Annotated in this window: 17 protein-coding genes; 2 read left to right on the forward strand and 15 right to left on the reverse strand. The window is 50.5% G+C overall.

Translation table 11 applies throughout. The features are described from left to right. Positions 1 to 827: 827 nt before the first annotated feature. The 6 genes from BN348_RS10825 to BN348_RS10865 form a co-directional block, all read right to left on the reverse strand. Positions 828 to 1,901 carry a glycosyltransferase family 2 protein gene (locus BN348_RS10825; protein WP_082020941.1) on the reverse strand — a complete coding sequence of 358 codons (1,074 nt, stop codon included), beginning with the start codon at positions 1,899 to 1,901 and terminating at the stop codon, positions 828 to 830. Positions 1,902 to 1,915: 14 nt separating this feature from the next. Beyond that, positions 1,916 to 4,471 (reverse strand): YfhO family protein, encoded by a 2,556-nt coding sequence (locus BN348_RS10830; RefSeq protein ID WP_197068341.1) that lies wholly within the window; start codon positions 4,469 to 4,471, stop codon positions 1,916 to 1,918. A 954-nt stretch (positions 4,472 to 5,425) separates the two neighbouring features. Further along, positions 5,426 to 9,937 (reverse strand): Ig-like domain-containing protein, encoded by a 4,512-nt coding sequence (locus BN348_RS13330; protein WP_052446896.1) that lies wholly within the window; start codon positions 9,935 to 9,937, stop codon positions 5,426 to 5,428. Positions 9,938 to 10,570: 633 nt separating this feature from the next. Then, on the reverse strand, positions 10,571 to 12,049 hold the full coding sequence (locus BN348_RS10855; RefSeq protein WP_040198010.1) for a PH domain-containing protein: 1,479 nt from the start codon (positions 12,047 to 12,049) through the stop codon (positions 10,571 to 10,573). Next, positions 12,046 to 12,567 carry a PH domain-containing protein gene (locus tag BN348_RS10860; protein WP_040198011.1) on the reverse strand — a complete coding sequence of 174 codons (522 nt, stop codon included), beginning with the start codon at positions 12,565 to 12,567 and terminating at the stop codon, positions 12,046 to 12,048. The genes BN348_RS10855 and BN348_RS10860 overlap by 4 nt, the downstream gene beginning before the upstream one ends. Further along, positions 12,567 to 13,115 (reverse strand): NUDIX domain-containing protein, encoded by a 549-nt coding sequence (locus BN348_RS10865; RefSeq protein ID WP_040198012.1) that lies wholly within the window; start codon positions 13,113 to 13,115, stop codon positions 12,567 to 12,569. Before BN348_RS10865 ends, BN348_RS10860 begins: the two co-directional genes overlap by 1 nt. 365 nt (positions 13,116 to 13,480) lie before the next feature. On the opposite strand from BN348_RS10865, the gene BN348_RS10870 reads away from it, so the two are divergent. Then, the gene (locus BN348_RS10870; RefSeq protein ID WP_040198014.1) at positions 13,481 to 14,227 is read left to right on the forward strand and encodes a hypothetical protein; all 747 of its coding nucleotides are present in this window, start codon (positions 13,481 to 13,483) and stop codon (positions 14,225 to 14,227) included. A 155-nt stretch (positions 14,228 to 14,382) separates the two neighbouring features. Beyond that, a complete protein-coding gene (locus BN348_RS10875; protein ID WP_040198016.1) occupies positions 14,383 to 15,582 on the forward strand; it encodes a hypothetical protein in 1,200 nt (399 codons plus the stop codon). Between the two features lie 117 nt (positions 15,583 to 15,699). On the opposite strand, the gene rplQ is transcribed toward BN348_RS10875, so the two are convergent. The 9 genes from rplQ to map form a co-directional block, all read right to left on the reverse strand. Further along, a complete protein-coding gene (rplQ, locus tag BN348_RS10880; protein WP_040198018.1) occupies positions 15,700 to 16,041 on the reverse strand; it encodes a 50S ribosomal protein L17 in 342 nt (113 codons plus the stop codon). A 40-nt stretch (positions 16,042 to 16,081) separates the two neighbouring features. After that, positions 16,082 to 17,032 carry a DNA-directed RNA polymerase subunit alpha gene (locus BN348_RS10885; RefSeq protein WP_040198019.1) on the reverse strand — a complete coding sequence of 317 codons (951 nt, stop codon included), beginning with the start codon at positions 17,030 to 17,032 and terminating at the stop codon, positions 16,082 to 16,084. Between the two features lie 131 nt (positions 17,033 to 17,163). Further along, positions 17,164 to 17,790: a 30S ribosomal protein S4 gene (gene rpsD, locus BN348_RS10890; RefSeq protein WP_040198020.1), complete on the reverse strand. Its 627-nt coding sequence runs from the start codon at positions 17,788 to 17,790 to the stop codon at positions 17,164 to 17,166. A gap of 324 nt (positions 17,791 to 18,114) precedes the next feature. Continuing rightward, on the reverse strand, positions 18,115 to 18,513 hold the full coding sequence (gene rpsK / locus BN348_RS10895; RefSeq protein WP_040198021.1) for a 30S ribosomal protein S11: 399 nt from the start codon (positions 18,511 to 18,513) through the stop codon (positions 18,115 to 18,117). A gap of 18 nt (positions 18,514 to 18,531) precedes the next feature. Further along, entirely contained in the window at positions 18,532 to 18,900 is a 369-nt protein-coding gene (gene rpsM, locus BN348_RS10900) for a 30S ribosomal protein S13 (RefSeq protein WP_040198022.1), read from the reverse strand. A gap of 35 nt (positions 18,901 to 18,935) precedes the next feature. Then, a complete protein-coding gene (rpmJ, locus tag BN348_RS13660; RefSeq protein WP_066455330.1) occupies positions 18,936 to 19,049 on the reverse strand; it encodes a 50S ribosomal protein L36 in 114 nt (37 codons plus the stop codon). 19 nt (positions 19,050 to 19,068) lie between these two features. Beyond that, positions 19,069 to 19,287 carry a translation initiation factor IF-1 gene (infA, locus tag BN348_RS10905; protein ID WP_040198023.1) on the reverse strand — a complete coding sequence of 73 codons (219 nt, stop codon included), beginning with the start codon at positions 19,285 to 19,287 and terminating at the stop codon, positions 19,069 to 19,071. 11 nt (positions 19,288 to 19,298) lie between these two features. Then, positions 19,299 to 19,553: a KOW domain-containing RNA-binding protein gene (locus tag BN348_RS10910; protein ID WP_040198026.1), complete on the reverse strand. Its 255-nt coding sequence runs from the start codon at positions 19,551 to 19,553 to the stop codon at positions 19,299 to 19,301. Between the two features lie 16 nt (positions 19,554 to 19,569). After that, complete coding sequence (gene map / locus BN348_RS10915; RefSeq protein WP_040198027.1) at positions 19,570 to 20,319, reverse strand: type I methionyl aminopeptidase; 750 nt, start codon at positions 20,317 to 20,319, stop codon at positions 19,570 to 19,572. Between the last annotated feature and the right edge of the window lies 1 nt (position 20,320).

Below are 20,320 nucleotides of genomic sequence, written 5' to 3' on the forward strand. Positions count from 1 at the left end.
AGAGTAACCAGAAAAGGCCGTTCAAGGGGACTGCCGCCCCCTTGAAAATCCCCCAATCACGCAGCTTTTCCGGATAGGGCAATTCCTGCTTCCAGATGACGGCAGGACCCACGCAATGGAATCGTGCAGAGGCACCCCATAGCACAATGCCTTTTATAAATCCGGCGCTGTCGCTGTCTGTATACAGCCTTACCGGATGAACTGTTCTCGTCTAGCCTCATTGTTTCTGCCACGCCATGGTAGGATGTGTGCTTTCTCTTTAGAACAGCTTTGAACAAAGATCTCTTTTAAACTGCTTTGCTGTAATAAAATTGTATTTTTATGCCATCCAATCAGAGATTGGATTCAGGCTGTCAAAAAACGATGCATAACAATCGCCTACGGCGTTCTACGGCCGAGGAATGATTTATACAGCAACTATGGGAATTGGGGTACCTGTGAAGACAACCTTAGAGAGCGTAAGCGTCTGCTGCTAGCCATTCAACCACCCGGACCAAAGCCAAACGCCGTCCGCAGACGGCCGAAGCAGATAAAGAGATATCATAGGGGGATTTTCAAGGGGGGGGCCATCTGACTCGCGGTGGCACTGTGCATGGCCCCTCTTGAACGGCCTTTCTTGGTTACTTCTTTGGCCGGCAAAGAAGTAACTGCCACACAGCCAAGGCGTCTTGGCAAACCAAGTGAAACCGCTGCGCAACGGCGATACAAAAGCCACACAGCCAAGTGCCACTTGGCAAACATCGTGAAGCCGCTGAGAGACAGCTTTCACTTTTTTGACAGCCTACATCCAATCGGAGATTGGTTTATTACAGATATATGGAACAGGCTTATTTTCGCCGTTTTCTTCTGTTTTGCTGGCTGGCATTTTCGGTCTGTTCCGATGAAGCCGATCGATCCCGCTCAGAAGAATCCGCGATAGAGTCCGAAGGGGCGGCAGCGCGGTGGTGTCTGCCTTCCGGATGAAGCGTGTCCGTTTCCACAATGTACTTTGGACGCGCTTTGACCTCCTTATAAATCTTGCCGATGTATTCCCCGATAATGCCCAGGCACAGCAGGTTGATGCCGCCGATCAGCCAGATGGAGCCGATTGTGGCTGTCCAGCCGGGAACCGTAAAGCCGAAGATTTTGACAAACAGGGTATAGACCAGCACGATAATGCTGACGGCTGCAATCAGGATGCCTAAGCCCGTGATGAATTTGATCGGCCTTACGCTGAACGACGTGATGCCGTCGAACGCAAAGGACATCATCTTCTTAAACGGGTATTTGGATGTTCCCGCAAAGCGTTCCTGCCGCTCATAATAGACGATATCCGTCTTGAATCCAAGCAGCGGGATGATGCCGCGCAGGAATAGGTTGACCTCCTGAAAGTTTGCCAGCTCGTCCAGTGCGCGTTTGCTCATCAGGCGGTAATCCGCATGGTTGTCGATGATGTCGACACCCAGAAAACGCATAAACTTATAGAACATCGACGCCGAGGTGCGCTTGAAAAAGGTGTCGGTGTCACGGCGGTTGCGCACGCCGTAAACGATCTCACAGCCGTTGTAATACCGGTCGATAAACGCATCGATCGCGCCGATGTCGTCCTGCAGGTCGGCGTCCATGCTGATGACCATATCCGCATGCTCCTTGGCCAGCATCAGGCCCGCCAGCAGCGCGTTCTGATGCCCCTTGTTGCGCGAAAGCTTGAGTCCCTGGAACATCGGGTTTTCCCGATGCTGCCGCAGGATGATCTCCCAGGTTCCGTCGCGGCTTCCGTCGTCCACGTACAGGACCCTGCTTTGAGGGGATATCTTTTCGGCTGCAAGCAGTGCCTGAAACTTATCTGTCAGCCGCCGGGAGGTCTCGCCGAGGACCTCCTCTTCGTTGTAGCAGGGGATGACCATATATAAAATATCCATATTATTTACCTCATTCAGGATGGGTTTTCCGGCTGCTGCGGCTTCTCGCGGTCCGGCCGCGGGATTTCAGGTTCCTGTTCAGCCGGAACCTCGTCTCCGCTTTCCGGCTCCGCTTTGTTTTCAAGCTCCGCCGGCTGCGGCAGGCCGAACTGGTCGTTCTGGACCCTCAGCACATCGGTGTCTTCCAGGATATCGTCAAATTCCATCTGGCCGGACTGACCTGCACAGGCCGGTACAAGCTCCCGGTTCTTTTTGTTGATCCGGTGGAAAACGATCATGTATGCAAGCAGAATGACCAGCGACAGACCCGAAATGAGAAGTCCCGCGTCGAGGCCCGGCGTCTTGTAGTTGAACCGGATGGTGTTGTTCTCTCCGGCCGGAACCTTGACCGCCATGAAACCGATGTTGACCTTCTCGATATCCACCGGCTCGCCGTTGACGGTAGCGCTCCAGCCCTCCTCGTAAGGGACGCTGAAGAAGACAAGGTTGTCCTTGTCAAGGTCGATGGCTGCGGTAAAGCCGTTGTTGTCTGTTTCAAAGCTTGAGCAGGTGTATTTCTGCCGGTCTTTGACATCTTCGTAATAGTTATCCTCACTTAAAATGGGGAATTGGGAGGACTGCAGCTGTTTGATGGTGCCGCGGTATTTCTCAATCTGGTCGTCGTCCAGCACCATCGCGTGCAGCAGCATCTTGTGACGGTCGATTTCATTGACGTTCTCATAGTCCTGCCGACTGATGCACGCATCGTAGGTGAAGCCCATCGGCAGGAAATACTCGTTCTTATAGACCGTAAAGGCGCCCTGCTCGTCGTAGTATTCGAAGCCGGTGATGGAAGTGCCGGCCGGTTTGCTGTCCGGTACAAACAGGTATTTGACCGACAGGAGGGAACGGAGCCCGTAAAGCGACGGGCTAGGCTTTGAAGAAACGTCGCGGTCCACGCCGACTGTCGGGTAGAATTCCATGATGGACGCGGGAACCACGCTGTGGAAGGTCTGGATGGTCGGCATTCCCCAGAACATCGCCTGGTTCTCAATGCCGTCGTAGACATCGACGCGGTAGAACCCTTCATCCTGCGGCAGGCTGATCTTGTCCGCCCCTTCAATGCAGTTCTCAATAAACCACTGGTTGTCGTTGGAATGCTGTTTTCCGGTGCCGATATATACCCAGGAATAGATGATGCTGATGACGCATATCAGGATGATCGAACGCTGGATCAGCTTTGCGCGGTCCTGCCGGTATTTTTTGATCAGCAGGTACACAAGCGCCAGCGAAAGCACGACAATCGCCGCATAAATCCAGAAGCGCAGCGGATACTTTTCCAGGCCGATGCCGCTGCCGTCATCATTGCTGTATGGCATAAAGCCGATGACCAGGATGAAGATCGCCGAGATAATCGCGGTGATCTTGAACCCGGCCTTCAAATCCACGGTATGGTCTTCCAGGCTCTTGACGGTTGCCAGCGCCATGATCAGCACCGGCATATAGAACCAGCGCGCATAGTAACTGCCGTTCATCGCGATAAAGATGCTGTTGAGACCCGGGATCAACGCCATCACGAAACAGACGATCAGGATGCGCTTAATCCAGTGCCCCTTCTTCTGTTTGATAAAGGACAGCACGCCGACCATGCCGAACATCGGGAGCCAGGCGGCCATCGAGGACCACTTCGCGCCCATGTCCGGGAAGAAATTCGGTCTGGACGGCAGATCCGGCGGGAAGAACATGCTTTCCAAAATGGCCGGAATCCGCTGGTTGTTGTTGTAGAGCAGGAAATCCCAGCCGAGCAGCGAGCTGTCCAGCCTTGGATTCCCCAGCACCGTCAAGGCTGACGGTATCAGGACAAAGGCCGCCAGCGCGACGCCGATGACCGCCTCAAACACCAGCCAAAGGAATTTTTTGATGGTGATGACCCAATCATCCGACAGCAGCCGGATGAAATAGTAGATGACCAGGAACACACATTCCCCAACAAAGAAGAAGTAGTTGATCATGGCCGAAAGGCAGATCATCAGCGCGAACAGGCCGCGCCGGTTGTACTGGATGAACTCCTCCAGCGCCAGCAGCACCAGCGGGAAGAAGGCCAGCACATCGAGGAAATGGTTGAAGAAGACGTTGTAGACCGTATAGCTGGAGAAGGCATACAGCAGTCCGCCGATGACCGCATAGCCGGGATTTTTGACAAAGCGGCGTATGTAGGCGTAAGCGGTCAGCGATGCCGTCGCGAACTTCAGCATCAGCAGCGGCGCCATCAAAAACGGCACAATATCGCTGGGGAACGGCAGCGTCAGCCAGAAAAACGGGCTGAACAGCAGATAGAAGCTGTAGGAGCCGATGAAATTGGCGCCCAAATCGGTGTTCCAGCTCCAGAATACATTGCCGGAATGCACCGCTTCATTGGCCAGCTTGTTAAATGGGATCTGCTGGACATTGAAATCTCCAAAGAACATAAAATAGCCATGATCATAAATGATAAACGGCAGGAAGATGATAAATGCCACAGCCAGCGCCACAAAAAACGCGAACTTATAGCTGTAGAGCTTCTTGTCGTGGGGGAGAGATATTTTGTTCAACATGCGCCACCTCATCCGTTTTGTATTTCTTGATTTTATAACTTCCCAAGCAGGAAATTCTATATATTGGTATGAAAAACTATATTCTATAAAAGTATATCATAATATTTCCACCAAAAAGATAAAATTCTCTGTTGGTTCTATGGTCTTTTTGTTAAGAATCCTCAAAGCAAGACGGCACTTGCTCCCCTCCCTTGGAAACATGATCTCCGAATGTTTTCCGGACAAATTCCCCTTTCAGCTTCACACATGTTCATAAGTTCTCTAAATGTATCCTTTCGTCCGCCGATGTACCGATACGAAATCCCGCTTCATGCCCTGCCAGACAGGCCATGAAAACCGCAGCGGAAGCCCCGTGACACGGCGGAAAACAGCCTTTCCTATTGGAAACATCATCGTTTAAGCGGCAATTCATTCACAAAAAGGGCAATCTCTTCGTCCCGTTCGTTCAATGTCGGTTCGTACCGCCCATGTAAAACGTACCGCGCCCCCCCAAAAAGGGAATAACCGCTTGTATTAAGTATGGTTTGAGCAAGATGCTGTCCCTTCTGCCGGGCCTCGGCTTCCATATCACGAACCTGTATGAAAAGAATCTCTCCAAGAACCGAATCCCTATCCCCAAACTGTGCAATTAAAACCAGCAGTAAACCGGTGGTATGCACAGCCCCTCTAGGGGAATCGCTATCATTACAGCATCACACGCACGGCAACCCGTAAACGGGTTGAATTCATTTGCTATAAGGACGGATATATCATCAAATGCTGTTATTAAGCTTTTGCTTTAAAGAACTCACTTTCCTTCGGAATGCCTTCTCTAAAGCTTTTTCTATCTATGCCCCGGCAGAACCGGGGGTTTTACCAAACGAAAGCGTACAAAAAGGAACGGGCGGCCAACTGGCCGCCCGTTCCTTTTATAGCAACTGCATACTCATCTTCGCATATACAGTTTTTGTATTACATAAACCAATACCGCATACCGACTGCCGGCAGGCCGTTTGGCTGCTTCGGCTGTCCAAGAAGATCGACATCCTTCGAGAGGAGGTCGCGTTTTCTCGAGTAAGCGATCACGATGCCGTTCGTCAGGTTGTTCGGGGCCGAAGCTCCGGCGTTTGCACCGGTCTGCGGGTTGCCCTTCGAGGTGACGGTGACAACGCATTTGGCGGTGAAGTTTCCATCCGCGGTCTTGACTGTGATGGTCGCTGTACCCTTCGCAATACCGGTTACCTTTCCGTCCTTCGAGACGGTGGCAACCTTCGGATTGCTGCTGGTCCAGCTGACATTCTTGTTGCTCGCGTTTTCAGGCAGGATGGAAGCGCTCAGCTGCAGGGTTTCCTTGACGCCGATGGTTGCTCTCTCTTTGTTGAGCTTGACGCCGGTTACAGAAACGGTCTGCGGGGATTTCTTCTCAATATGGATGGTGCATTCCGCTGTGAAGCCGCCGTCCACGGTGGTTGCGGTGACAACGACATCGCCGGCTACCTTTGCGGTTACCATACCGTCTTCCGAAACCTCTGCCTTTTCCTCATCGTCGACAGACCAGGTGACCTTCTTCTCGGTTGCGTCCGCCGGCAGAACGCTTGCGTTCAGCTGCAGGGTATCGCCAATCTGGATGGTTTCCTCGGTCTTGTCCAGCTCAACGCCGGTCGCATCGACAATGACGGCGACCTTGCATCTTGCCTGGAAGTTTCCGTCCACGGTTGCGACGTTGACATAGGCTTCGCCGCCCTTGAGCGCGGTGACCAGTCCATCTTCAACCGACAGGATAGAGGAGTCGCTGACCGACCATCTGATTTCCTTATTGTCGGCGTCTGCTGGCAGGACATTGGCTGTCAGCTGTACGGTTTCACCGACACGCAGCTCCTCTTCGCTCTTATCCAGCTCCACACCGGAAACCGGAGTCGTCACGGTGACATTGCAGGTTGCGGTGAGCGCGCCTTCGCTGTCCTCAGCGGTTGCGGTGATGACCGCATTGCCCGCTTTGAGCGCGGTGATGGTGCCGTCCGCAGCCACAGATGCGACGGTGTCGTCGCTGCTGCTCCAGAGGACATTCTTGTTGGTGGTATTGTTCGGCAAGATGGTTGCATTCAGCTTGGCACTCTGGCCGATCGGGAGAGAAAGCTCTGCCTGATCAAGCGCAATGCTCTCTGCGCGGACATTTTCAATGGTAAGCGTACAGGAAGCTTCGAAGTTTCCGTCTTCGCTCTTCACGGTGACGATGACTTCGCCGGCTGCGAGCGCTTTGACAAGGCCGTTTTCCACAGTCGCCTTGCCCGGCTCATTGACCGACCAGGACACGTTCTGGTTGGTGGCGTCTTCCGGGATGACGCTGGCATTCAGCTGCAGGGAATCGCCGACATAGATGGTGACATCTGTGATATCCAATTCAATTCCGGTGACCGGAACGATGACGGTTACGGTGCAGGAGGCTTCAAAGTCTCCGTCGACGGTCGTCGCGGTGACAACGACTTCGCCGCCGCCGATCGCGGTGACAAGTCCGTTTTCCACAGTCGCCTTGCTGTCGTCGCTGACCGACCAGATAACTTCTTGATTATCAGCGTCCGCCGGCTGGACCTTTGCATTCAGCTTCAGGGTTTCGCCCAGATTGATGCTTGCGCTGGTCTTATCCAACTCCACGCCGGTGACCGGCACGGTGATGTTGATGACGCATTCCGCTTCAAACGAGCCGTCGGCAGTCGTCGCCGTGACGGTGACTTCGCCGCCGCCGATCGCGGTGACAAGTCCGTTTTCCACAGTCGCCTTGCTGTCGTCGCTGACCGACCATATAACTTCCTGGTTGGTCGCATCCGCCGGCAGGACGCTTGCGTTCAGCTGCAACTTTTCGCCGCGCTTCATGTCGGCGGTCGTTTTATCCAGCTCAACGCCGGTTACCGGAACCACAACAACAATTTTGCACTGCGCGGTGATGTTGCCGTCCACAGAGGTGGCGCTTATCGTGACCTCGCCGCCCTTCAGCGCGGTGACCAGTCCGTTCTCGACCGTCGCGACTGCGGAGTTGCTGGTGTTCCATCTGATTTCTTTGTTTGTCGCATCTTCCGGCAGAACCGTTGCAAGAAGCTGCAGGGTTTCGCCGACCTTCAGTTCGCCGCTCGTATGATCAAGTGTGACCTCGGTGACCGGAACCACGATGGTCAGCGTACAGGTATCCTCAAAGGATCCGTCGACCGTCCTGACGGTGACGACAACCTCGCCGCCCTTCAGCGCGGTGACCAGTCCGTTCTCAACCGTCGCCTTGCTCTCGTCGTTAACCGACCAGATCACTTCTTTGTTGCTGGCGTTGCTCGGGAGCACCGATGCATTCAGCTGCAGGGTTCCGCCAACCTTGACTTCCCCTGTCTGCTTGTCCAGCTCCACGCCGGTGACGGCAACAGGATCAATCTGGATGGTGCAGGTCTCTGTAAAGCCGCCCTCTTCGGTCGTTACGGTGACAACCACCTGTCCCGGCGCCTTCGCGGTGACAAGGCCGTTCTCCACGCTTGCCTTGGACTCATCATCGACCGACCAGGTGACATTCTGGTTATTTGCGTCTTCCGGCAGGACAGTCGCATTCAGCTTCAGAGTCTTGCCGTCCTCGATGGTCGCGGTATTTTTGTCCAGCCTGACGCCGGTGACCGGGACAGGCGCTTTTTCAATATTGACGGTACAGGTAGCCTTAAAGCCGCCCTCTTCGGTGGTCACGGTGACAACCACCTGTCCGACCGCCTTTGCGGTGACCAGTCCGTTTTCCACACTCGCCTTGGAAGGATCATCAACCGACCAGGTGACGTTTTTATTCGCGGCATCCTCCGGAAGAACCGTTGCGGTCAGCTGCAGGGTAGCGCCTGTATAGATCGTCTCTTCAGTCTTATCCAGTCTGACGCCGGAAACCGGCACATCGATATGAATGCTGCACTGCGCCTGGATGTTGCCGTCCACAGAGGTTGCGTTGATGGTGACGTCGCCGGCCTTCAGCGCGGTGACGCGTCCATTCTCAACCGACGCAATTTCAGAATTGCTGCTGGTCCAGCGGATCTCCTTGTTGGTCGCATCAGCCGGCAGAATCGTTGCTTCCAGCTCAAGCGAATCGCCCACAAACATGTCTGCCGTTTCCTTATTTAAGGTGACATCGGTAACCGGCACAACCACAGTGACCGCACAGGTCTTCTCAAAACTGCCGTCCTCGGAGGTGACGGTGATGTCCGCGGAACCGGCCACGACAGCCGTGATATTGCCCTGCTGGTCGACGGTGACCTTGCTGTCATCGCTCGATTTCCAGCTGATGTTCTGATTGTCCGCATCCGCCGGGATGACCGATGCGTTCAGCTTCATCGAATCGCCGCGATTGAGCGTCGCCGCGGTCTTGTCCAGCTGGATGCCGGTAACCCTGACAGGCGCTTTTTCAATCGTCAGCTTACAGGTATCGGTAAACGAGCCGTCCAGCGTGGTGACCGTGATGTCAACCTTGCCGGGAGCTACAGCCGTAACCAAGCCGTTTTTAACGGTTGCGATCGCGTTGTCGCTGGATTTCCAGCTGACGCCTTTGTTGGTCGCATCCGACGGAGAAACCGTCGCGGTCAGCTGCAGGGTCTCGCCTTCAGTCAGCGTGTCGCTGTTTTTGTTCAGCTTGACGCCGGTGACGTTGACCGGGGCCATCTCCAAATTGAAGATGGTGGTGGTTTGGTTGCCGGCCGCATCGGTCGCGACAACCGTATGTTTGCCGTCGGTGCCGATCGAGGTTCCGGAGGTGATGGTCTTGCCGTCCAGCGTGATGTTCCGGAGGTTCAGATCCTCCACATCGATCTTCACCGAACCGGTAAAGGCATTGGAAACCGTACCGGAATAGGATGTTCCGTTCAGCTTGACGGTCGGCGCCTTCTGGTCGACGCGGATGATGGTCTGATTCTCTTCTTTTGCGTTAAATGTGACATATTGTACTTCTGACGGATTTTTGTCATATATAAACGAACCGCTGTCCATGTTGATCGGAATGTTCGCTTCCTGGCCCGCCATGCTGTCCGCAATCTGGAATTTGATCTTTAAGAAAGGATCTCCTTTCAGACTATTGGTGGCAATCAAGCTGTCAGCTATAAACATCAAATAAGAAATGCCCTTGTTGGGGTCATTTTTATCGACCCTTGCTATCGTGGATAAATTATCTCTGCCGCTGCAGTTCAGCGATTCAGCTTCCTGTGTGCCGTTCAGCTTTGCAGGGATGATCTGATCCAGCTGATATTTCAGGTACATTTCATAGGAATCCATACCTATTCCGTTTGTCTTTTCCTTGATGGGGGCGGAGTATGTCAGCTCCACCGTATCGCCGGGGTTGTAGAACTTATCGTTGTAACTGCTTGAGATCATGAGATCCCCGCCCGACTCAAAATCCACTGCGGAAACAGTCGGTATCGTCAGGGAAGACAGCAGCACGCAGCCTGCCATGGTTGACGCCAGAATCTTTCTGGAATTCTTCATTTTTTTAGCCTCCTTGAACTTATTGAATAGCATTTCACTATCAAACCTTGTGTAACAGGGTCCCTTTTCTCTGTCCAGCCCGCCGTTTTCCGGCAGACCGATTCGACGAAACCGGAATTCTGTTTGTTTCATTCCTTTTCCGCCGACAGGTTGTCCGTCTTAATCGTCGCAAGCTAAAACGTCTATGGAGTCCTTTGCATGATTTTCTTGAGGGTGCCTTTCATTCCAAAAGTCTCCTGTTGAACTTCGATAAAAAGTCGTGCACAACTCCTATCAATAATATAATATATTCCCAAGCGAATGTAAATAGGATTTCTGTTTCTTTACAAAATAACCGACACAATTCACAACTTCGTCTCAAATGTTGGGATTTTACAGCTTCCCCTGGCGCTGTCATGGAAAAACGCGGCCTTCTTTGGACATAACTCATAAAAATATGAAGAATTCTGTCATTCAGAAGCCAAATATGCATAAAAACCGATGGAAATCAGCTCCAATTTATGTGGTTTCATCGAAGAATCCAGCATGTTGCATAAGATATCCATTTCTCCATTGATCAAACTGCCAGTGTCCCCATTTTTATCGTCATGAAATGGTTGTTTCCCGTTAAAGATTTTATAACCCGCTGTCCGATTATGCACAATTTTTCAGCTTGTTGGTGTCATGCGCCTCTTTCAGCTCAAACAGATTGTAGACGTCGCTGCGCAGCAGATTCCTGCAGTGATGGCTGCTGCGCCGTTCGTTGTCGGTGTAGACAATCACATCGCAGCGATTGTCCTGTTTCTGCAGAATGCTCTGGCGGATGGTCACCTGCGCGATCTTCTGCTTTGGAATCACAATGGTGTGCAGCGAAAATCCCTTCGAATAGCGCAGTGTAAAATTGTCCCCATCCCGTGCAATCCCCGATGTAAAGAAATCCACCAGCCGCACCGCCATCCACCAATAGGCCGGGATGCAGGCACAGATACCGGCAAACACCGTCAGGCTCCTCCAATTCGGCAGCACATAATATAAAACCCAGATGCCGGCCGGAAGCAGCAGACACGGCCAGAGCGGATCGATAATGAACTTGAAGATCGACCCGGCATTCGGTTTCAGCTGGCGCTTTACCGGCTGAAGATGCGGCACCAGCATGTGGATATAGGTCTTCATATTTCTTCTGCGGCAGATCGGTATCACGGCGGATACATCCCCGCGGCGCTTCCCAAGCCCCACGCAGTCCAGATAAACCGGATTCAGTTTGAACAGCCTGGTCACAATGCTCTGCCGGATATCCAGATAATTGACCGCGCCAATCGACACAGAGTAATATCTATTTGTAAAAATACCAGATGTTATTGTTAAGTAGTCTCCGCTCCGGCTTGCTGTGAAGTTTTTATACCGGATGATGTTGGATACAAAGGTGATCAGCCATCCGGCCAGCAGCACGCACGCAATCAGCAGCGCCGCCGGCGGGATGCCGAACGCAACCTTGCGCACAATGGCAGTCAGCGTGCCGTAGATATTCGCCGCCAGCTGTTCGCCCAATATTTTACCGGCATTGGTGATAAAGGTGGACAACAGGATGATGCCCGCAAACGAGTTGGACAGCAGCACCGCCAGCACCACCACATAGCTGCTTTTTGTGCGGTAGGTGTGGGTCTTGCGCGCGTCCACAGTCATATCCTCCGCTAAAATACAATCGGCATCTTTTTTATGAATCAGGATTGAGATGTCAAAGTCATTTGCCGTCAGGGTGTAAGTGTCCACATTCAGCAGCACCGCCCGGAAAGGCTTAAACCAGAAATAATCATCCACCGAAAGGGTTGTGATGTTGTTTTTGGGGATGCACCAGCGTTTCTTGACAAAGACCCCGCGCTTCAAAATAAAATGATCCGGCCTGACGGTGTACCGCACGAAGTACCAGTTGATGACGCCCAGAGAAACAATGGCGAACACCACCAGCAGGTCAATCCAGGAACCGGACAGCCATTCGTAAAATCCGCCGCGGAATACGGCAAATATGCCGCGGACCAATGGGATCAGCAGCAGGTACAGAAAATGAGACAGCAGGCTTACAATGCTGATCGGATGCAGCCTTTTTTCCGCTTGGACGGTCTGTACGTCTTTCACGCTTCCCGCCCCTTTCCATCAGCTTCATCCCCCTTGGGTTCAAGGATGTCGCCGGTCAGTCTCTCATACAGCGGCTTGGCGTCTTCCCGTGCCAGACATGGGATGTGGATTGAGATTCCCGCGCCGTTTACAATCAGTGTGCGCAGCCGCAGCAGTGCCAGCAGCGGGCTGCTGATTAACTGGACGGTCTGGATGTTGGCAAGCTCTATGCTTCGGATACGCCAATAGATCACGCCGCCGTATACCGACAGCCGGCCGCTGTTCAGCCGCAGGTACAGCCGATGCCGCTTGATCGGATAATAGCCGAGAAAAAACAGAAGATAGCACAGCAGCCACAAACCGGTCAGAATGATCCAGACCAGGCTGCGATAGAATCCGATAAACACGCCGGACAAAAACGCCGGTATCAAAAAATAGAGGGTCAGCCGCAGCCGCCAGTAAACCAGCGCGCTTTTTCCAGCCCACAGGATTTCTTCCATCTCTCCGGGACACTGTCCCGTCTGTGCTTGCTCCTCCATCAAAGCTCTCCCGCATCCTTCAGAAGACGCACCTTCATGATCGCAGCCTGCGTCTTCGCGTCCTTGATTTCTCCGTGCAGGACCATACCCAGCGCTTCATCGAACGGAACCTTCACAACTTCGAGGAATTCGTCTTCATCCAGATGCTGCTGCTTCTGTCTCAGCCCCTGGGCCAAGTACATATAGAGAATCTCTCCAACATAGCCGGGTGTGGGATACAGCTGGCCCAGGCTCACCAGTTCGTTTGCCGAAAGCCCGGTTTCCTCTTCCAGCTCGCGCTTTCCGCAGTCCGTGGGCTTCTCTCCGGGCGTCAGCTTCCCGGCCGGGATCTCCAGCAGCACTTCCTTATAGGGATAGCGGTACTGGCGCACCATATAGATGCGGTTCTCGTCGTCGATGGCCACAACGCAGACGCCGCCCGAGTGCTCGATCACCTCTCTGCTCGCCGTGCTGCCATTTTCGAGACGCACGGTATCGTTGCGCAGATTGATGATCCGTCCATGATAAATGTATGCTTCCTGCAGGGTCTCTTCATATAATGGTTTCATGACACGCTCCTGTCCGACGCAGCCTCTGGTATATAAAATGGGGCTGCTCAATCGAGTATCATTAGGATTTGTACAGATAGTTAGATTATACCATTATCCTTCCCACAACACAATACAATAGAAGGATAAAAAATATCGCCCCATATTCATTGTACAATATGCACAATAGTCAAGGTAAATACTTTATGCTATGCCTGATGCTTCCTTATTGACTTTGTATATTAAAAATATTATAATATAAATTATGAAAATATTGTCTTCCAGTTAAATTTCTCCTTGCCATTTACAGAGCTGGAGGATGCTGTTTTTATGTCAAGCCACGTTATATAGCGTGGACAAATTGATTTTAAAAGAGGTAAAAAGACATGAAGAAAAAGATTTTAGCTGTCCTGTGCGCTGTCGGACTGATGAGCTCTATGTGCTTCTCTCCTGTATCTGCGCAAACCATTGAAGACCCCACGGAGATTTTAAACGAAGCGATCTCTGATCTGCCAGAAGTTCCGGATATCCCGGAGTTGGATGAAGAATTTCAGGAAATATTGGACCAGATTATACAGTATGCTGAACAGATTGCCGATACTTTCAGCGGCTTCTATGTTGATGAAGCAAATGAAATGATTTATCTGTATATTACCAACGACAGCTTCCTTACGCAGTCGCCGGAACTTGCAACATTAAAACAGCAGCTGATCGACTCAGGTCACGTTCAGATTGAATACGGCAATTATTCCTATACGCAGCTCTTCAATGTTCTCGTTGCATTGGAAGATAAAATGGAAGACTACCAGATTACCGACATGACTTTAGCGGATTTGGCAGGTCTTTGGAATCCTGCTGAAGGAGATAATTATGCGGCTTTGCTTTTTGAATCCGAAGCGTCTGCAATAGAGAACGCTGAGGCCATTGCCGCTTACTTAGATGAAACCGTTGAGGGCTTCGAGCAGAACATGATCGGTCTTTATGTGTATGACAACGATGTGCTGACGCCCATTCCCTTCCCGGAACCAACCCCCGATCCAGAGCCAACACCGGATCCGAAACCGGAAGACCCGAAACCCACAACGCCGGTTGTCAAAGTTCCTGAAAAACAGAATCCAAGCACCGGTGCATAAAGTCTCATCGATCATTTGATTTAAGATACAGACTCCCAATTCATATTGGAAGTCTGTATCTTAAAGAAATTTAATCTAAATCACTTAAATAATGGTGTAATAGAAGACTTTACACAACTATACAACCATTTTCTAAATTAAAGAAGGAATATAACATGCTGAAAAAGAAGATTCTTGCCGTATTATGTGCAACATGTATCATTACAAATCTATGCGTCACTTCCATATCCGCCTATGATGGAGGCATTCCTGGCCCCAATATTCTACAGTCGACACACTATCATGAAGACAATTTGGAATATTTTCGCGCACTGAGTCTTGAAGTTATGAGAGCAACTAACTCACACCAGATTGACGGCTTTATCGAATATTCCTATGACGAATCCATTCCTGTTGGTTATATCTATATTACTCGTGAAGATTTTCTGACCGAAACACCTGAAAGAGCTGCTTTGAAACAGGAGCTCTTAGAATCCGGCTTTTTTCATTTTGAACTGATCGACTATCCCTATGAAGAATTTGCCGATATTGGCCGTACTATGATAGAGTATATGGATAAAACTGATTTTCGCAAGTTGTCAATGATTCCAAATGAGAACGGCAAATTGGAACTCCAATTTAAAAATTCAGGTAATTTGCAGGAATCCTACCAGGAAATCCTCGACTATCTTGCCGCTAATGTTTCTAATTTCTCTGATGACATGATATATTTTACATATTATGACGAAATAACGGAAAATATTAAATATTTTAATTGGAAGGTTTATCAAGTCTATAAAAGTTATCGAGATCGTCTTTATGAGTTTTTGAAAGAAACGTCCAGCGATTACCCCTATGAATTTAACACAGATTATTATTACAGAATGGGATCTGGCTCTGATGACTGGAGCACAATCATTTATATTTCAGATGATCGATTTATGACCGATACACCTGAACATAAAGCTCTTAAACAAGAACTCATCGATTCTGGTTTTTTTTCATTTGTTAAAGTAAAATATTCCTATAATGATTTGGTTCATGGCGTAGGAGATGTCTTAAAACAATATCCTAATGTTGAAAACATGATTTCATTGGTATGGCTATACATGAATGATGAAAACAAATTGGATATTCTCTTCTATTCTAAAGATCTTGCTGATCAAAACTGTCTTTCTGTTGTAAATTTCCTTCGTAAAAATGTTCCTCATTTCTCTGATGATATGATTCGTCTTTTATATATTGACGAAGAGGTAGGAGCTGTTGAATTTGAAATACCTGAATCTGAATCAAAATCAGATACAGAACAGAAAGCCGATAAGCCATCGTCTACAGAAAAAATCAAAAAGAATCCTAGTATGGGGACTTTATCTTAATATTTACCTTATATCGCCTTCCATGGCTCCACTTTTAAAATCTCAGACTAAATTGTCTTCTTCTCACACCCAAAAAAGCCTGCAATCCAAATGGATCGCAGGCTTTTTTTCTTTACATTATACCAACTCGATAATCGCCATCTCTGCAGCGTCGCCGCGGCGCGGGCCGATTTTAATGATGCGGGTGTATCCGCCGTTCCGATCGTTGTACTTCGGAGCGATATCATCAAACAGCTTCTTCGCAACCTCTTCCTTCGTGATGAAGGCAAATATCTGACGCTTGGAGTGCAGGTCATTGGTCTTAGCGGTCGTAATGGCTTTCTCTGCAACGGCACGGACTTCTTTGGCCCTGGTCACAGTGGTTTCGATCTTGCCGTTTTCCAACAAGTACGTTACCATCGCCCTGAGCATAGCTTTTCTATGGTCAGACGCTCTGCCGAGTTTTCTTGTACCTGGCATCGAAATTCACTCCTTTATCCGGTTTACGCGCACAAAATTCTTACTCTTCCTCTTTGCTCAGAGAATATCCCAGCGAATACAGCTTGTGGATAACCTCCTCCAGAGATTTCTTTCCGAGGTTTCTGACTTTCATCATATCATCCTCGGACTTGTTGATCAAATCCTGTACCGTATTGATACCGGCACGTTTTAAACAGTTAAATGAACGGACAGACAGGTCAAGCTCTTCAATGGTCATCTCAAGTACTTTTTCTTTGTTGTCCTCGTCTGTTTCCACCATAAAGTCCCCGTGCGCCAAGTCGCCGGAGAGATCCACAAACAGGTTGAGATGTTCGTTGAGGACCTTGGCAGCTAACGATACCGCTTCCTTCGCGGTGACTGTCCCATCCGTCCAGACTTCCAGTGTTAATTTATCGTAATCGACAATCTGTCCAACGCGGGTGTTTTCCACCGTATAATTTACCTTTAAAACAGGCGTATAAATACTGTCAACCGGAATCACCCCGATGGTGGACTGCAAATTCTGCTTATTGCGTTCCGCAGCAACATAGCCGCGGCCTTTGTCCAGCACAAGCTCCATGTTCAGGGTCGCGCCTTCCGCCAGATACGCAATATGCATGTTCGGATCGAGTATTTCAACTTCAGAATCAGCTTTAATTGAACCCGCAGTCACTTCACATTCGCCTTCGGCCTCAATGTAAACGATCTTCGGTTCCTCGCTGTAAAGCTTAGCTGTCAGGCCCTTGATGTTCAGGACAATTTCCGTCACATCCTCCTTGACACCCTCTATCGTCGAAAACTCATGTTGTATGCCATTGATCTTAATAGACGTAACGGCTACACCAGGAAGCGAGGAGAGTAAAACACGTCTGAGACTGTTGCCCAAAGTGGTACCGAAACCGCGTTCCAGAGGCTCTACGACAAATTTGCCATAGGTGCCGTCCAGCTTTGAGTCTGCCGTCTCAATTCTCGGCTTTTCAATTCCTATCATAAAAACCCTCCTTTGATTCTTTGATACGGATGAAGCTCCGCATCTTCATTTTTTCGCGTTCCCTTACTGATTTTATCATCGAATTTCTGTTAGAAAGGGGGCACACAGCCCTTCACATTTTAACACGCTGATTATTTGGAATACAGCTCGACGATCAGATGTTCCTCGACCTCAAGATCGATCTCTTCACGGTTCGGCATTCTTACGACCTTGCCCTGCATTGCATTGCTGTCATAATCCAGCCACTCGGGAATTGGACGGGAACCAAAAGCTTCGACAACAGCTTTGATTTTCTCGCTGTTTCTGCTCTTCTGCGCAACGGCGACAACATCGCCTTCTCTGAGCAGGATCGACGGAATGTTGACCTTCTTGCCATTGAGCGTAAAGTGCTCGTGACGGACAAGCTGTCTTGCTTCTTTTCTGGAGCTTGCGAGTCCCAGACGGTATACGACGTTGTCAAGACGGCTTTCCAGGATTCTCAGCAGGTTTTCACCAGCCATGCCCTGTTTACGTTCCGCCATATCAAAATATTTGCTGAACTGGCTTTCAAGGACGCCGTAATAACGTCTCGCCATCTGTTTTGCACGTAACTGAATACCATATTCGGATACTTTTTTGCGGCCCTGACCGTGCTGGCCCGGTGCATATTCTCTGCGGGTGATTGCACACTTATCGGTGTGGCATCTGGTTCCCTTCAAGAACAATTTCTGGCCTTCACGACGGCATAATCTACAAACCGCTCCGGTATATCTTGCCATCCGGTTACACCTCCTGTAAGATTCTTGTACAAGGATGGTTCCTTTATACAATCTGTAAACCAAGAAATGAAATATATGGTAAATTTCATCCCGGTATCGTATCAATATTGCGCGTACTGTTTCTTTGCAACCGTCTTTATCTGGGCAACAGAGCATGCGCCACATCTCTGTGTTCAGCATGCGGATGAATGGCACATCATCGCCATTCGCTTGTTTGCCGCAAATACCCTGCCAACCATAGTTTCATGTTTCGCCAATCGTAAGCACGCCGTAGGCGAATACTCCACCGTAGGTGGCCGTAGGCGATTGCCCCACCGCAGGTGGTTAGACGCGTCTTCTTTTCGGCGGGCGGCATCCGTTGTGCGGGATTGGGGTCACATCTTTGATCATGCTGACCTCCAAACCTGCCGCCTGCAGTGCGCGGATCGCAGCCTCACGGCCGGAACCCGGTCCTTTGACGAAGACCTCAACGGATTTGAGTCCATGCTCCATTGCCGCCTTTGCAGCGGTTTCAGCAGCGGTCTGCGCTGCGAACGGCGTGGACTTTCTGGAACCTCTGAATCCGAGGCCGCCTGCGCTTGCCCAGGACAGAGCGTTGCCCTGTACATCCGTGATGGTCACGATGGTGTTGTTAAAGGTAGATTGGATATGAGCGGCGCCGCGTTCAATATGTTTGCGTTCACGACGTTTTCTACCAGTTCTCTTCGCAGTAGTTTTAGCCATTTCTCGTATCCCTCCCTATTACTTCTTCTTATTCGCGATGGTTTTCTTCGGACCCTTTCTGGTACGCGCATTGGTTTTGGAACGCTGTCCTCTGACCGGCAGTCCCTTTCTGTGGCGTACGCCGCGGTAGCATCCGATTTCGATCAGGCGTTTGATGTTCAGCGCCGTTGCACGGCGCAGATCGCCTTCCACCTCGACATTTTTATCGATATATTCACGCAGCTTGGAGACATCATCCTCGGTCAGGTCCTTGACACGCGTGTCAGGATTGACGCCTGTACTTTTCAGAATGTCCGAAGCTGTTTTACGGCCGATACCAAAAATATAGGTAAGTCCGATTTCCACCCTTTTATCCCTGGGCAGGTCAACACCAGCTATACGAGCCATATGTTAGTGCACCTCCATTATCTAGGTTTTGCCACTTAGCCCTGACGTTGTTTGTGTTTCGGGTTCTGGCATATTACCATAATGCGACCCTTACGTTTAATAATTTTGCATTTCTCGCAAATGGGCTTAACGGAAGGTCTTACTTTCATTTGAAATTACCTCCTTGGGCTATTTGGAACGCCATGTGATCCGGCCCTTGGTCAGATCGTACGGCGACATCTCTATCGTAACTTTATCGCCCGGCAGGATGCGGATGAAGTTCATCCTGAGCTTGCCGGAGATATGTGCGAGCAGCTTGTGCCCGTTGGGCAGCTCCACTCTGAACTGTGCGTTCGGCAAAGCTTCTACAACGGTGCCTTCAATCTCAATAACGTCTTCTTTCGCCATAAAAAAACCTCCTACCTTATCGTTTCGGACTCATTGAATCCGCGCAGCGCCTGTCTGACGCGTTTGTTTGTAGTGATCTGTTCAGGATCGACGACGGTATTCGTTCTTCTGAGGTGTTTGAACTTCTTACGTTTCGGTTTTTCCACTTTCCTGAGCCTGCCGTCCGCAATCAGTGCGAATTCCCCATCCGTGTCAAGCACGACAAAGAACCGTTCACTGTCCCTTCCGGCAGCAGATTTCACTACGCAGCCAATCGGATACTCCATCTTCGGCACATCCTCCTTACAGAGCTGTCAGGATCACAGGGCCCTGCTCCGTGATCGCGATCGTGTGCTCAAAGTGGGCCGACAAGCTGCCGCTTGCGGTCACCACCGTCCAGCCGTCTGAAAGCTGCCGGACACCTGCACCTTTTATATTGATCATCGGCTCAATCGCGATGACCATGCCGGGCAACAGCCGCGTCCCGTGACCGGGAAGCCCGAAATTCGGAACGTTGGGTTCCTCGTGCAGATTTCTTCCGACTCCATGGCCGACATAATCCCGTACAACGCCATAGCCTTTTTTCTCGACTGTGCTCTGTACGGCATATCCGACATCCCCGAGCCGGTTGCCCTTGACCGCCGCTTTGATCGCTGCATATAGGCTTTCTTCTGTCGTCTCCAGCAGGCTTTTCGCTTCGTCGGAGATCGCTCCGGCTGCGAAGGTCCATGCATTGTCCCCATGATAGCCGTCCTTGCAGGCGCCGACGTCAATGCTGACGATGTCGCCTTCCCTGATGATCCGCTTCTGAGAAGGGATCCCGTGGATGACCTCATTGTTGACCGAAATGCATGCGCTCGCTGGAAATCCGCCGTAATTGAGAAAGGAAGGGGTCGCGCCCTCGGAAACGATATAATCGTGGATGACCTGATCGATCTTCCATGTCGAAACACCGGGCTTTACCGCTTCGCCGCCAAGTTTTAACGCCTGTGCGGAAATTCTTCCTGCTTCTTTCAGCTTCAGCAGTTCGTTTTTACTCTTCAGCACAACCATG

Source organism: Candidatus Soleaferrea massiliensis AP7, assembly GCF_000820765.1.
GTDB lineage: Bacteria > Bacillota > Clostridia > Oscillospirales > Ruminococcaceae > Soleaferrea > Soleaferrea massiliensis.

Coding starts and splice junctions, on each gene's coding strand:
- rpsK (WP_040198021.1), bottom strand. CDS start 18,513: ATGGCTAAAACTACTGCGAAGAGAACTGGTAGAAAACGTCGTGAACGC.
- BN348_RS10825 (WP_082020941.1), bottom strand. CDS start 1,901: ATGGATATTTTATATATGGTCATCCCCTGCTACAACGAAGAGGAGGTC.
- BN348_RS10910 (WP_040198026.1), bottom strand. CDS start 19,553: ATGGAGTATCCGATTGGCTGCGTAGTGAAATCTGCTGCCGGAAGGGAC.
- BN348_RS10865 (WP_040198012.1), bottom strand. CDS start 13,115: ATGAAACCATTATATGAAGAGACCCTGCAGGAAGCATACATTTATCAT.
- map (WP_040198027.1), bottom strand. CDS start 20,319: ATGGTTGTGCTGAAGAGTAAAAACGAACTGCTGAAGCTGAAAGAAGCA.
- BN348_RS13330 (WP_052446896.1), bottom strand. CDS start 9,937: ATGAAGAATTCCAGAAAGATTCTGGCGTCAACCATGGCAGGCTGCGTG.
- rpmJ (WP_066455330.1), bottom strand. CDS start 19,049: ATGAAAGTAAGACCTTCCGTTAAGCCCATTTGCGAGAAATGCAAAATT.
- rplQ (WP_040198018.1), bottom strand. CDS start 16,041: ATGCCAGGTACAAGAAAACTCGGCAGAGCGTCTGACCATAGAAAAGCT.
- rpsM (WP_040198022.1), bottom strand. CDS start 18,900: ATGGCTCGTATAGCTGGTGTTGACCTGCCCAGGGATAAAAGGGTGGAA.
- BN348_RS10870 (WP_040198014.1), top strand. CDS start 13,481: ATGAAGAAAAAGATTTTAGCTGTCCTGTGCGCTGTCGGACTGATGAGC.
- BN348_RS10885 (WP_040198019.1), bottom strand. CDS start 17,032: ATGATAGGAATTGAAAAGCCGAGAATTGAGACGGCAGACTCAAAGCTG.
- infA (WP_040198023.1), bottom strand. CDS start 19,287: ATGGCGAAAGAAGACGTTATTGAGATTGAAGGCACCGTTGTAGAAGCT.
- BN348_RS10860 (WP_040198011.1), bottom strand. CDS start 12,567: ATGGAGGAGCAAGCACAGACGGGACAGTGTCCCGGAGAGATGGAAGAA.
- BN348_RS10875 (WP_040198016.1), top strand. CDS start 14,383: ATGCTGAAAAAGAAGATTCTTGCCGTATTATGTGCAACATGTATCATT.
- rpsD (WP_040198020.1), bottom strand. CDS start 17,790: ATGGCAAGATATACCGGAGCGGTTTGTAGATTATGCCGTCGTGAAGGC.